Genomic DNA, 12886 nt, shown 5'->3' with positions numbered 1-12886 from the left:
CGTCAGTCGTCGCGGCGCTGGACGGCGACGAGGGCGGCGTACGGCACCAGCAGCGCCCCGCCCGCGGTGTCGCGGCACTCGAGGAAGTCGGCCCCGACCCGCTCGACACGCGCCTCGTGACGGCTGCCGTCACGCAGGTGCAGCAGGCAGCGCGCGTCCGCGTCAGCGACGCGCCGCAGCGCGGAGCGCAGGCCGAGCCGGTCGACGGGTGACCAGGCGACCTCCGGCACCGAGCGCTCGGCGGCGCCGTGCACGGCTCCGACCGCGGGCAACGGGACGATCCAGTCCTGGCCGGCGCCGCTGAGCAGGCACCAGCCGTCGCCGACCCGGTCCAGGGTGCCCTCGACGCGGCCGACGTGCGGCAGGTCGAGCGCGACCGCGCGGCCCCGCGACGCCATCAGGCGGCTCGCGAGCGTGACCGTGGCGTACTCCGTGCGCGCGCGGTCAGCGAGCTCGGCCTCGCGGTCGGCCTCCCACAGCGCGGCAGCGTGCCCCTCGAGGTCGTCGAACAGCGCGAACAGCTCGTGCTCCCAGGACATGCCCGGAGCCTAGTCAGGCAGGTCCACCATCGTGCACGTCATCTTGTCCGGTCGACAGCGGGCCAGCGCCTCGTCGCCGTCCGGGGACACCACCACCACGAGCAGCCCGCCGGCGGTCTCCCACTGCATGTCCGAGGGGTTGAACCGCCACCCGTCCGGCGCGGCGAGCACGCCCGCGCGCGAGCCGTCCAGGCGCTGCACCTGCAGCCGGTCCGGCCCCCAGGCCTCACCGCCGAGCGTGCCCGGCGGCGCATAGGCCAGCCACTGCTCGCTGGCCTCCAGCGCGTCGTGGGTCGGCACCGGGCCGAGCCGCCGCAGCGTGCCGTCCTCGGCGATCCGCGCGAGGTAGGGCGCGCCCTGTGCGCCGTCCGTGCGGTCGTACCTGCCCTCGTTGACGACCAGCCCCCCGGCTGTGCTGCCGACGACAGCCTGCCCCGGGGCGGCCCGGGCGAGCTCCACGGTCGCGCCGTCGACCAGCGGTCGCCACACCCACTGGAAGCGTGGTCCTCCCACGACGACGAGCCCGTCGTCGGTCACCGCCACCGCGCGGGGCGCCGGGCTCATCCGCTCGTGCGGCAGCTCGACCGTCCCCACGTCGTGACCGCCGTCGTCCGTGTCGACCGCGACCGCGGTCCACTCCCGTCCCCCACCCACGACGTACGCCAGGTAGCGGCCGCTCGCGGAGATGGCCGGCCCCTGGTCGACCTCGCCCTCCATCCGCCGCGGCTGCGCGTCGTTGCCCCACCACCAGGTCCGGTCGAGCTGGACACCGATCCACCGGGTCCCGCGGCCCTCGACGCCCCACCACTCACCGGGCACCTGCTCCCCGCCGACCCACAGGTCGCCGTCGACCTCCACGGGGACGTCCGGCTGGCCACCCCACGTCGCCGGGCCAGCCTCGGGTGCCGGCGTCGTGCGGTCTGCCGCGGCACCTGCCGGTCGCGGCGTGTCCGAGCCTACGCACGCCTGCAGGGCGACAGTCGCGCCGACGGCTGCGATCGCCACGACCGCTGCTGCGGACGCGAGCCGGTGGGACCTCCTGGGCATCTGTGCGCACCCCCTTCGTCAAGGTGACGCCCGCGGACAGTGGTCGGTTGCGCGAGGGCTGTGGAGAAATCTTTGACAGGTCTCTCAAACATTCGTTGAATGAAGCAAACACACGCAAAAAGAAGGCAAGCGCATGACTCGGGCACCTCGCACGACCTTCCGACCGATGGCGGTGTGGCTGGCCGTGTCGGCCGCCACGCTCCTTGCGGCGTCCTCACTCCGTGGCGCCTGGCGCACGGCGGCCGGGCCCGCGGGGCCCGGCGCGGTCGCCGACGTGCTCGTTGCCGGGTGCGCGGTGGCGCTCACGGTCGCGCTCGCGTGGCTGTGGGTCGTCACCTCCGTCACGGCCGCCGAGCTGGTGACCGGGCGGATCCGTCCGGGAGGCGGCACCACCCGACGGCTCGTGCTCCTGGCCTGCGGCGCCGCAGTGGTCGCAGGGGCCGGTGCGCCGGCGGTCGCGGCTGACGCCGGTGGCGGCGCCGAGCTGCTCGCCGGCCTCGCGCTGCCCGAGCGTGCCGTGGCCCCGGCCGCCCACCGGGTCCGCCCCGCACCGGTCGCGCCCGCGACGACCGGGAGCGCCGGCACCTACGTCGTACGACCCGGCGACTCGCTGTGGTCGATCGCGCGGGCCCACCCGGCCGGCGACTCCATCGACGAGCGCTGGCGCGCCATCTGGACGGCCAACCGCGACGTGGTGGGCGCCGATCCCGACCTGATCCACCCGGGCCAGGCGCTCCGGCTGCCCGACCCGCACACCGACCCGCACACCGACCCGCACACCGAGAAGGACGGAGATCGATCATGAGCACACCGGACACCGATGCCGAGGTCATCCCCCTCAGGTCGCCGCAGCCGGTGGCGAGCGTGCAGGGCGCGCTGGCGCTCGACCTCACCCCGCGCACCGCTCCACCGCGCCCCCGGTTGCGCAGCGCGCACGCCTCCGACCTGGTGGCGCTGGAGCGCGAGCAGCGCGTCCAGGTCGACGCGTTCGTCGGTCGCTACCTGCAGGCGCTGGTCGAGATCGCGTCCGGCGACCGCCCCGTCACCCAGGTGCTGCGACACACCGTCCCGGAGGTCTACGACGACCTGTCCGCGCGGGTACGGACGGTCGCCGAGGCGGGAGGCTTGGCGCCGGGACGGGCCAGGAGGCCCCACCCGACGCGGCCGGTGGTGGTCGGCGTACGCACCGCGTTGATCCGCGACGACGCGGTCGAGGCCAGCGCCCACGTGCGCTACGGACGTCGCTCGCGCGCCGTCGCTGCCCGCTTCGAGGTCGTGCGCGACCGATGGCAGTGCGTCGCGATCGCCTGGGGCTGAGCCGCCCCGGTCGACGTGGTGCTCAGCCGCCCATCGTGGCGCGGCCCGAGGCGCCCCCGGGGGCACCGTGGCAGCGCTTGAACTTCAGGCCCGAGCCGCAGGGGCACAGCGAGTTGCGGCCGATCCCGGCGAACTCGTCGTCCTCGTCGGCGGGCGCCGCGTGCACCTCGGCCTCGCCGTCCTCCGACGGGGCGCTGTAGGACAGGTTCTGCGGCCGGCTCGGCTTGTCGAGGCCCTTGGCGCGGATCGTCGGTGCCTGCTGCTGGGCCTGCTGCTGGGTCTGGGAGTGGGCGGCGGCCTGCGCGAAGTCGATCTGCGGCGTCGCGGCGGAGACCTGCGGTGCGAGCGGCGCGGCCTGCACGGCGTCTTCCTCGACCCCGTCCTCGAGCTCTTCCTCGACCTCGACCTGCAGGTTGAACAGGTAGCCGACCGACTCCTCCTTGATGCCGTCCATCATGGCGGCGAACATGTCGAAGCCCTCGCGCTGGTACTCCACGAGCGGGTCGCGCTGTGAGTAGGCGCGCAGGTAGATGCCCTCGCGGAGGTAGTCCATCTCGTAGAGGTGCTCGCGCCACTTGCGGTCCAGGACCGAGAGGATCACGCGGCGCTCGAGCTCGCGCTGGACCTCCTCGCCGATCTCGTCCTCGCGGCGGTCGTAGGCCTGCTGGACGTCCTTCTTCAGCTCCTCCACGAGCTGCTCGCGGCTGAGGTTCTCCAGTCCGCCGGCGGCCTTGATCAGGCCCTCCTTGGTCAGCCCGACCGGGTAGAGCTGCCCGAGCGCGGTGAACAGCGCGTCGAGGTCCCAGTCCTCGGAGTAGCCCTCGGTCGTGCCGCGGACGTAGCCCTCGACGACGTCGTCGAGGAAGCCGCGGATCTGCTCGCCGAGGTCAGCGCCCTCGAGGACGCGGCGGCGCTCGGCGTAGATGACCTCGCGCTGGCGGCTCATGACGTCGTCGTACTTGAGGACGTTCTTGCGCGACTCGAAGTTCTGCGACTCGATGTTGGCCTGGGCGCCGGCGATCGCGTTGCTGACGCGCTTGGCGTCGATCGGCACGTCGTCGGGGACCTTCAGGACGGTGAGGATGCGGTCGACCCACTCCGACTTGAACAGGCGCATCATCTCGTCCTGCAGCGAGAGGTAGAACCGGGACTCACCCGGGTCGCCCTGACGGCCGGAGCGGCCGCGCAGCTGGTTGTCGATGCGGCGCGACTCGTGGCGCTCGGTGCCGACGACGTAGAGGCCGCCGAGCTCGCGGACCTCGTCGTGCTCGGCCGCGACCTGGGCCTTGATGCGCTCGAGCATCGCGGGCCAGGCGGCGTCGTAGGCCTCGGGGTCCTCCACCGGGTCCAGGCCCTGCTTGCGCAGCTCCTGGTCGGCGAGGAAGTCGACCGAGCCGCCGAGCATGATGTCGGTGCCTCGACCGGCCATGTTGGTGGCGACGGTGACCGCGCCCCTGTGGCCGGCGAGCGCGACGACCTTGGCCTCGTCGGCGTGCTGCTTGGCGTTGAGGACGGTGTGCGGGATGCCGCGCTTGCGCAGCAGGTTGGAGAGGTACTCCGACTTCTCCACCGAGACGGTGCCGATGAGGATCGGCTGGCCCTTCTCGTGGCGCTCGGCGATGTCGTCGGCGACGGCCTCGTACTTCGCCTCCTCGGTGCGGTAGACGAGGTCGACGTTGTCCTTGCGCTGCATCGGGCGGTTCGTCGGGATCGGGACGACGCCGAGCTTGTAGATCTTGTCGAACTCCGAGGCCTCGGTCATGGCCGTGCCGGTCATGCCGGAGAGCTTGTCGTAGAGGCGGAAGTAGTTCTGGAGGGTGATCGTGGCGAGGGTCTGGTACTCCTCGCGGACGGTCACGCCCTCCTTGGCCTCGATCGCCTGGTGCAGGCCGTCGTTGTAGCGGCGCCCGGCCAGGATGCGGCCGGTGTGCTCGTCGACGATGAGCACCTCGCCGTCCATGACAACGTACTCCTTGTCCTTGCGGAACAGCTCCTTGGCCTTGATGGAGTTGTTGAGGAAGGAGATGAGCGGGGTGTTGACCGAGTCGTAGAGGTTGTCGATGCCGAGGTGGTCCTCGACCCGGGTGATGCCGGGCTCGAGCACCGAGATGGTGCGCTTCTTCTCGTCGACCTCGTAGTCGGTGTCCTTCACCATCGAGCGCGCGACCTTGGCGAACTCGGCGTACCACTTGACCTCGTCCTGGGTCGGGCCGCTGATGATGAGCGGGGTGCGCGCCTCGTCGATGAGGATCGAGTCGACCTCGTCGACGATCGCGAAGCTGTGCCCGCGCTGCACGCACTCGGCCACCGAGTCGGCCATGTTGTCGCGCAGGTAGTCGAAGCCGAGCTCGTTGTTGGTGCCGTAGGTGATGTCGCAGGCGTAGGCCTCGCGACGCTCGGCCGGGCGCATCGACGGCAGGATCACGCCGGTCGTCAGGCCGAGGAAGTGGTGGACGCGGCCCATCTGCTCGGACTGGAACTTGGCGAGGTAGTCGTTGACCGTCACCACGTGCACGCCCTTGCCGGCGAGCGCGTTGAGGTAGGAGGGCAGCACCGCGACGAGGGTCTTGCCCTCACCGGTCTTCATCTCGGCGATGTTGCCGAGGTGGAGCGCGGCCGCGCCCATGACCTGCACGTCGAAGGGCCGCATGCCGAGCACGCGCTTGCTCGCCTCACGGACGGTGGCGAAGGCCTCCGGCATGAGGTCGTCGAGGGTCTCCCCCGCGGCGAGGCGCTCGCGGAACTCGGCGGTCATGCCGCGCAGCTCCTCGTCGCTCATCTTGACGAAGTCGTCCTCGATGGCGTTGACCGCCTTGACGATGGCTTCGAGCTCGCGAAGGATCTTGCCCTCGCCGATGCGGAGCAGCTTGTCGATGATGGCAGGCACGAGTGGTAACTGTACCTACCGTCCCAACGAGTCCCGCAACGGCTCGGACAGGTCGCCATTGCGGCCCACCACGACGTCGTCCAGGCCGAGCCATCCCGCGAGCCGGCGCAGCTCGCAGGCGAGCTCCTCCGCGGTCTCCGCGGGGGCGCCGGGCTCGGCGAACGCACCCGGCACCAGCAGCACGCGGCCGGCTCGGTCGGCCTTGAGGTCGACGCGCGCCACCAGCCGGTCGCCGAGCAGGAAGGGCAGCACGTAGTAGCCGTGGAGGCGCTTCTCGGCGGGGACGTAGATCTCGATGCGGTAGAAGAACTCGAACAGCGCCTCTGCGCGCGCCCGCTCCCACACCACCGGGTCGAACGGGCTCAGCAGGGCGCGGGCGCCCACCCGGCGCTGGAGCCGCGCGTCGCGGTGGAGGTAGGCCTGGCGGTTCCAGCCCTGCACGCGCACCGGGACCAGCTCGCCCTCCTCGACGAGCCGGTCGATCGCGACCTTCGCACTCGGCTTGCCCTCGGCGGGCTGGAGGCGCAGGCGGTAGTAGTCGGCCAGGCAGGCCGCGCTCGCGACGCCGTGCGAGCGTGCGGCGCGGCGTACCAGCTCGGTGACCGCGTCCTGCGGCGTCGGCGTCGGCGCGTCGAGGACCGCGGCGGGCAGCACGCGCTCGGGGACGTCGTAGAGGACCTCGAACTGGCTGGTGCGCCCGGCGATCGCCACGTCGCCGACCAGGAACAGGTAGTCGAGCACCTTGCGCGAGTCGGACCAGTTCCAGCCCCAGTGCTCCTTGGTGCGCGGCCCGGAGCTGAACTCCTCCTCCAGGTCACGGGCGGTCACCGGCCCGCGGTCGCGGACCGCGGCCAGCACCCGCGGCTCGAGCGCGGCGTCGGCGGTGAACCCCCACTTGCCGCGCTCGGCGCGGTACTTCTCCATCCGGTGGCGCATGTGCGGCCAGAGCTCGACCGGCATCAGCGCCTGGACGTGGGCCCAGTACTCCACGACCCGGCGCGGACGGCGCTCGCTCGCGCGGCGCAGGAGGTCGACGTCGTAGGGGCCCATGCGGGAGTAGAGCGGCATGAAGTGCGCGCGCTGCAGCACGTTGACCGAGTCGACCTGCAGCACGCCGGTGCGCGCCAGCGTGCGGTCGAACGTGCGCATCGACGGTGTGGCGTGCGGCCGGTCGGTGAACCCCTGCGCGGCCAGCGCGATGCGGCGGGCCTGGAGCCTGGTCAGCTGGTCCATGCGACCTAGGGCAGGTCGAGGAGCTTCTCGCGCATGGCGTACATGACGGCCTCCATGCGCGAGTGCAGCTGCAGCTTCTCCAGGATGTTGCGGACGTGGTTCTTCACCGTGTTCTCGGAGATGAACAGCTCCTTGGCGACCTCGCGGTTGTTGAGGCCCTTGGCCACCAGCCGCAGCACCTCGAGCTCGCGCTCGGTGAGCTTGAGCGCCGGGCCCTGCTCACGCTCGGGCTTCGACATCTGCTTGAACTCGTCGATCAGCTTGACCGCCATCGACGGGCTGATCAGCGACTGGCCCTCGTTGACCACGCGGATCGCCTGCGCGACCTCCTCGATCGAGGAGTCCTTGAGCAGGTAGCCCGAGGCGCCGTTCTTGACCGACTCGTAGAGGTCGGCCTCCTCGTCGGAGACGGTGAGCATGATGATCTTGGCCGACGGCACGGCCTCCTTGATGCCGCGGCAGGCCTCGACGCCGGTGCGGCGCGGCATGCGTACGTCGAGCAGGATCACGTCGGGCGCGGTGCGGACGGCCAGCTCGGTGGCGGTGATGCCGTCGGAGGCCTCCCCCACGACCTCGATGTCGCTGTCGCTGCCCAGCAGCATGATCAGGCCACGACGGAAGAGCTCCTGGTCGTCGACCACCAGGACGCGGACGGGTTCACTGCCTTGTGCCTCGGTCACGCGCGCATCATGTCATGCGCGCGCGACCGGGGCGCGGCAGTGCGGGCGTCAGCCGGCCAGCTCACCGGCGACGTCGAGCGAGATCACTCCGTAGTCGTAGCCGCGCCGGCGGTAGACGACCGAGGGACGCTCGCTCTCCTTGTCGACGTAGAGGTAGAAGTCGTGGCCCACCAGCTCCATCTCGTAGAGCGCCTGGTCGAGCGTCATGGGTGCGGCGTTGTGGGACTTCTCGCGCACCACCAGCGGACCGTCACCGGTCACCGTGATGGGCCCGACCTGGTGCTCGACGACTCCGTCGTCCGCGGCCGGCTCCTCCGCCTCGGGCATCGAGGCCAGCACCTCGCCGACCGACACGTGGGTGTTGCGGCCCTTGTGCACGCGGCGCCGGTCGGCGGCGCGACGCATCTGCGCCTGCATCTTGTCGAGGGCGAGGTCGAGTGCGCCCATCTTGTCCTCGGCGGCGGCCTCGGCCCGGATGACCGGGCCCTTGGAGAACGCCGTGAGCTCGACCTTGGTCGAACGATCGTGTTGTCGAGGGTTCTTCTCGAGCTCCACCTCCACCTGGACCCGCTGGATCCGGTGGTCGTGCTTCTCCAGGCGGCCGAGCTTCTCCGAGACGTGCTCGCGGAACCGGTCGGACACCTCGCAGTGCCGTCCCGTGACCACAACCTCCATGTGAACCTCCTCAACTAGCGAGCGGACCACACCCGTCCATGGGCCGCGGCGACGTGCGCCGGGGCAGGGTGGGATGGAGCCCGTCCGGCCGACCTGGTCTTCGACCCCACAACCGCCTGCTGAGACGTTCGCAGCTTCTCCGCCACTACTGGCCTTCTCCCGGCGTCCGGCACATCTGGTGCCGGGGACGGGGCAGGACTTACTTCTAAGCCGCACCGTGATCGTCCTGCGGACCCTGCGCTCGAGAGCGCACCGTCCGTGGACTTACGTGGACCGTTTCGCCTGCGACTGGCATCGGCTAGCCACGGAGAACTCGTCTCTGTGACGCAACCACGGACCCGAACGGACTCCATGACAAGACGCTAGCCCTTCCGCGCCCCCGGGCCAACACTCGGGTCACCTGTCGGGCGAGGAGCTCGTCGCCCGGCTCCCCCGACGCCTCGTGGCGGCCACGGCAGCGACCGCGAGGGGTCGCAGGCCCACCGCCTCGAGGGCACGCTGGGCCTCCCGCGCGGTCGCTCCCGTCGTCAGCACGTCGTCGCAGACGACCACGTGGGCGTGCGCCGAGCGGCGCGCCAGGCGGGCCAGCGCGACCGACGGGCAGTGCATCGAGCCGTGCACGTTGGCCGCCCTCCCGCGCGCGTCGAGACCCGCCTGGTCGGCGGCCCCGCGGGAGACGACCAGCGGCGCCACGAGCACGGTCCGCTCGCCGCGCAGGCGCCGGGCCGCCTCGCGCACGAGCGCGGCGGTGGCCTCGTAGCCGCGCTGGCGTCCCGCACCCGGACGCGAGGGCACCGGCACCAGCACCAGGGGCGCAGTGTCGGCGCGGACGTCCGCGCTCGCCGCCCGGACCGCCTCGGCCAGGAGGTCGCCGAGCACCCGGCGGTGGCCCCACTGCCCGCGGTCCTTGTGGCCCACGACGAGCGCGCGGACCGCGCCGTCGTAGGACTCGGTGGCCCAGGGCGTCACGAGGCCGTCCGGCACCGGCGTGGGCCACGCAGGTGCGGCGTGGCGCGACAGGGCCGCGCGGCAGCCCGGGCACAGCATCCGGCCCGGCGCGTCGCAGCCGACGCAGCGGGTGCCGAGGAACAGGTCGAGCGCCGCGTCCAGCACGCGCCCATCGCAGCAGCCCGCGACGTACGCCGGCAACCGGTCGCACGCGACCTGTGGATCAACCGACGTAGGTGAGCGAGGTGATGCCCCGCGACAGGTCGGGCACCGGGCGCTCGAGGCGGGTCAGGTCGGTCACCGCGCGCCCGGCCAGCGCGTAGACCTCGACGAGGTCGACGGGCGTGGAGACCAGGCGGCGGGTCGGCCCGCGCAGGCGGATCGTGCCGCCGCTGCCGATCTCCCCCGGCGACCCGTCGACGGAGACCGTGCGCACCTCGGACAGGTCCTCGGTGAGGTCGCGCAGGACCGCGACCGTCGTCGGCGAGCGCCAGCCGATGTCGCGGATGCGGGGGCTCCCCTCGGCAGGCAGCGGCAGGGTCACGACGGGCGTGAAGCCCACCACCGCCCCGGCCATGTCGTGCCGGACCCGCGCCGAGACGACGCGGTCGGCCTTGGCGCCGCGCACGACCGCCACCAGCCGGCTGCCGTCGCGCGAGACGAGCAGCTGGGTGACGGCGCGCCCGGTGAGGCCCGGCACGTCGACCGGCACCGCCGAGCCGTCGGTCACCACGACCACCCGGGCCCTCCCGGCTCCCCGGTCGAGCAGCCAGATCCGGTCGCGGTGGTCCCAGTGCGGGACGGCGAGGTCGACCGCGCCGACGACCGGTCGGGTCACCTCCCCGGCGGGCGCCTCGGTGGGTGCGACCAGCAGGTCGGTGCCCGAGTCGGTCACCGCCGCGACGCGCGAGCCGGTGAGGTCGACCCCCACCGAGCGCACGCCGAACTCGTCCTGGCCCAAGGGACCGGCGGTCTCCTCGAGCCCGCCGATGCTGCCCGAGACCAGCCGGCCACCGTCCAGGGCGAACAGGTCGGTGCTGGACCCCACGCCATTGGGGTCGTAGGCGCTGCCCACGTCGAGGTTGACCTGCGTGGAGCCACCGGGTCCGCCGTAGGCGCGGCCGCCGACGCTGAGCTCGACGGCGCGGATGCGGGGCTCCTGCCGCAGCGTCCAGACCAGCTGGGCGAGCATCCGCTGCGCGGTCTCCTCGTCGACCGCGTCCGGGTCACCGGTCAGCGCGACGGACGCGATGCCCGCGCTGCTGATCGGCACCGCGAGGCCGTCGGCCGACCCGGGCGGGAAGTAGGTGCGGGCGACGTCCTGGTCGGTGTCGTCGGGCCGGGCCACCAGCCCGCGCACCAGCGACGAGGCGAACTGCTCGCCGCGCGGGACGAACACCGGCTCGGGGACGAGCACCTCGGAGGCGGGGTCGAAGAAGTAGAGCGAGACCCGCTCGTACCAGTCGTCGAACCACGACTCGGGCACGATCAGCGCGTCGGGCAGCTCGTCGATGCGCCACTCGCCGTCCTCCTCGACGAGCCGGAGCGAGAGCCGGGTCGAGGCCTGCGTGCGCTGCCAGGCGCCGCGGGCGTCGTAGCGGTTGACGTCGCTCAGGGGCACCCGCGCCAGCGTGCCCTCCGTGGTGTCGCCGAGCTCGGAGTAGGTGATGATCTGCTCCTCGGGCACCCACGCGTCCGCAGCCTTCGCGGTCAGGAACTGGCGCGCCACCGTGGCGCTCAGCGGGGTCGCCTTCATCGCCTCCAGGAAGCCGGCCACGATCTCCGAGGGCGACTGACCGGCCTGCGGCGGGCGGGGGTCGAAGCTGATGCCGGGCACGTCGTCGGCGCTGGCGGTCACCTCGGGAACCTCCACGGGTCCCGAGCTCGGCATCTGCACGCAGCCGGCGAGCAGGACGGCCGCGCCGGCGAGCAGGACGACGCGCAGGGCGCGGGTCCTCATGCGGTCTCCCGGGCGTCGTCGGGCACCAGCGGCAGCGGCGAGTGGCGCAGCTGGGTGCCGAGCTCGCGGGCGAGCGTCAGACGGAACTGCGCGCCCTCGCCCGGCCGCCCCCACGCCTGGAGCCACCCGCCGTGCAGGTGGGTGTCCTCGAGCGAGATCGACAGGCCCAGACCGGTGCCGCCGCTGGTGCGGGCACGTGCGGGGTCGGCGCGCCAGAACCGGTTGAAGACCATCGCGGACTCCCCCGGCCCCAGGCCCACGCCGTGGTCGCGCACCGCGATGGCCGCCGACTGCCGGTCGGCCCCGACGAAGATCTCGACGTCGCGCGACTCGGCGTGGTCGATCGCGTTGGTGACCAGGTTGCGCACGACCCGCTCGACACGGCGTACGTCGGCCTCCGCGACGCAGGGCGTGCCGGGGTCGTGCAGCACCACGCGGGTGTGGCGCTGGGCGGCGAGGGCGGAGGTCATGTCCACGACGCGGCGGGCGACGTCGACGAGGTCGACGTCCTCGGCCTCGAGCACCGCGGCCCCCGCGTCGAAGCGGCTGATCTCCAGCAGGTCGGCCAGCAGGGTCTCGAAGCGGTCGAGCTCCTTCTGGAGCAGCTCGGCCGCGCGGGCGGTGACCGGGTCGAGGAACGGCTTGGCGTCGTGGATGACGTCGCTGGCCATCCGCACGGTCGTGATGGGGGTGCGCAGCTCGTGGGACACGTCGGAGACGAAGCGGCGCTGCAGCCGGCTGAGCTCCTCGAGCTGGCGGATCTGGCGCTGCAGGTTGGACGCCATCTGGTTGAACGACGTCGCCAGGCGCGCCAGGTCGTCCTCGCCGCGCACGCGCAGGCGCTCCTGGAGGTGGCCCGCGGCGAGCCGCTCCGCGACGCGGCGCGCCATCCGGATCGGGGTGACGACCTGCCGGGTCACCAGCCAGGTGAGGCAGGCGACCAGCAGGAGCAGCGGCACGCCGGCGACCAGCATCGCCCGGGAGACGAGCGCGAGCGTCTCCTGCTGCTCGGCGAGCGGGTAGAGGTAGTAGAGGGTGTAGGTGTTGTCGTCGGCGGGCAGCCGCACCTGGCTCCCCACGACGATGCCGGGCCCCTCGGGCAGGCCGGCGATCTCGCGCGTGGTGCGGATGTCGGTGTAGGTCCACGCGGTCGGCGAGACGGAGTCGAAGCGCGCCTCGAGCTTCTCCGGGACGCTCGAGAGGTCGAGCCCCTCGGTGAACTTGGCACCGCCGTCGGCCAGGCGTACGCCCTCGCCGACGGGCGGCGACAGCACGACGGCGAAGCCACGGGTGGCGCCGCGCGCCTGGATGGGCTCGACGAGCGCCTGCTGCTGGGCGGACTCGTCGACGTCGGTGCCCGGTGTCGCGGCCAGCGCGGCGCGGGCGGCCTCGGTCTCCCCCTCGGCCTCCTGCACCACCGCGTCGACGCGGTTCTCCAGCAGCCCGTCACGGGTCTGCTGGATCAGGAACCAGCCGACGATGCCGACGACGGCCGCCGAGAGGAGCACGGTGCTGAGCACGACGCGCGCCTGCACCGACCGCCGCCAGAAGGCAGGACCGTGCCGCAGGACCGGCGGCAGCCGGTCGAGGAGGCTCACGT

At 72.6% G+C, this 12886-nt stretch carries 11 protein-coding genes; 2 read left to right on the top strand and 9 right to left on the bottom strand.

The features are described from left to right. Positions 1–2: 2 nt before the first annotated feature. Positions 3–539 carry a hypothetical protein gene (locus ASG76_RS16845; RefSeq protein WP_056606052.1) on the bottom strand — a complete coding sequence of 179 codons (537 nt, stop codon included), beginning with the start codon at positions 537–539 and terminating at the stop codon, positions 3–5. 9 nt (positions 540–548) lie between these two features. Next, entirely contained in the window at positions 549–1586 is a 1038-nt protein-coding gene (locus tag ASG76_RS16840) for a hypothetical protein (protein ID WP_157559170.1), read from the bottom strand. A gap of 133 nt (positions 1587–1719) precedes the next feature. Here ASG76_RS16840 and ASG76_RS16835 point away from each other — a divergent pair, with 133 nt between their 5' ends. Together ASG76_RS16835 and ASG76_RS16830 are read left to right on the top strand one after the other, a co-directional pair. Further along, a complete protein-coding gene (locus ASG76_RS16835) occupies positions 1720–2391 on the top strand; it encodes a LysM peptidoglycan-binding domain-containing protein (RefSeq protein ID WP_200948224.1) in 672 nt (223 codons plus the stop codon). Further along, the gene (locus ASG76_RS16830) at positions 2388–2903 is read left to right on the top strand and encodes an Rv3235 family protein (RefSeq protein ID WP_056606043.1); all 516 of its coding nucleotides are present in this window, start codon (positions 2388–2390) and stop codon (positions 2901–2903) included. Before ASG76_RS16835 ends, ASG76_RS16830 begins: the two co-directional genes overlap by 4 nt. 22 nt (positions 2904–2925) lie before the next feature. Here the strand turns inward: ASG76_RS16830 and secA are convergent, their stop codons facing one another. From secA to mtrB, 7 genes are all read right to left on the bottom strand, one after another. After that, positions 2926–5790, bottom strand: a complete 2865-nt coding sequence (gene secA, locus ASG76_RS16825) for a preprotein translocase subunit SecA (protein ID WP_056606040.1) — start codon at positions 5788–5790, stop codon at positions 2926–2928. A gap of 15 nt (positions 5791–5805) precedes the next feature. Beyond that, the gene (locus ASG76_RS16820) at positions 5806–7023 is read right to left on the bottom strand and encodes a winged helix-turn-helix domain-containing protein (RefSeq protein ID WP_056606036.1); all 1218 of its coding nucleotides are present in this window, start codon (positions 7021–7023) and stop codon (positions 5806–5808) included. Positions 7024–7028: 5 nt separating this feature from the next. Continuing rightward, positions 7029–7703 (bottom strand): response regulator, encoded by a 675-nt coding sequence (locus ASG76_RS16815; RefSeq protein WP_056606032.1) that lies wholly within the window; start codon positions 7701–7703, stop codon positions 7029–7031. Positions 7704–7751: 48 nt separating this feature from the next. Beyond that, positions 7752–8378, bottom strand: coding sequence for a ribosome hibernation-promoting factor, HPF/YfiA family (gene hpf / locus ASG76_RS16810; protein WP_056606029.1), 627 nt, complete (start codon positions 8376–8378; stop codon positions 7752–7754). Positions 8379–8774: 396 nt separating this feature from the next. Further along, positions 8775–9491, bottom strand: a complete 717-nt coding sequence (locus tag ASG76_RS16805) for a ComF family protein (protein ID WP_235529699.1) — start codon at positions 9489–9491, stop codon at positions 8775–8777. A gap of 58 nt (positions 9492–9549) precedes the next feature. Further along, positions 9550–11286, bottom strand: coding sequence for an LpqB family beta-propeller domain-containing protein (locus ASG76_RS16800; protein ID WP_056606026.1), 1737 nt, complete (start codon positions 11284–11286; stop codon positions 9550–9552). Further along, entirely contained in the window at positions 11283–12884 is a 1602-nt protein-coding gene (mtrB, locus tag ASG76_RS16795; RefSeq protein WP_056606022.1) for an MtrAB system histidine kinase MtrB, read from the bottom strand. Before mtrB ends, ASG76_RS16800 begins: the two co-directional genes overlap by 4 nt. Positions 12885–12886 lie beyond the last annotated feature (2 nt).

The sequence above is a fragment of the Nocardioides sp. Soil774 genome, assembly GCF_001428125.1.
GTDB lineage: Bacteria > Actinomycetota > Actinomycetes > Propionibacteriales > Nocardioidaceae > Nocardioides.
The sequence above is the reverse complement of the archived record's forward strand: the minus strand, read 5'-3'. Positions and strand labels throughout refer to the sequence as shown.

Bases quoted from the DNA above. Each gene is read 5' to 3' on its own strand.
- ASG76_RS16800 (WP_056606026.1), bottom strand. From the start codon at position 11,286: ATGAGGACCCGCGCCCTGCGCGTCGTCCTGCTCGCCGGCGCGGCCGTC.
- ASG76_RS16845 (WP_056606052.1), bottom strand. From the start codon at position 539: ATGTCCTGGGAGCACGAGCTGTTCGCGCTGTTCGACGACCTCGAGGGG.
- ASG76_RS16840 (WP_157559170.1), bottom strand. From the start codon at position 1,586: ATGCCCAGGAGGTCCCACCGGCTCGCGTCCGCAGCAGCGGTCGTGGCG.
- ASG76_RS16820 (WP_056606036.1), bottom strand. From the start codon at position 7,023: ATGGACCAGCTGACCAGGCTCCAGGCCCGCCGCATCGCGCTGGCCGCG.
- ASG76_RS16830 (WP_056606043.1), top strand. From the start codon at position 2,388: ATGAGCACACCGGACACCGATGCCGAGGTCATCCCCCTCAGGTCGCCG.
- ASG76_RS16835 (WP_200948224.1), top strand. From the start codon at position 1,720: ATGACTCGGGCACCTCGCACGACCTTCCGACCGATGGCGGTGTGGCTG.
- hpf (WP_056606029.1), bottom strand. From the start codon at position 8,378: ATGGAGGTTGTGGTCACGGGACGGCACTGCGAGGTGTCCGACCGGTTC.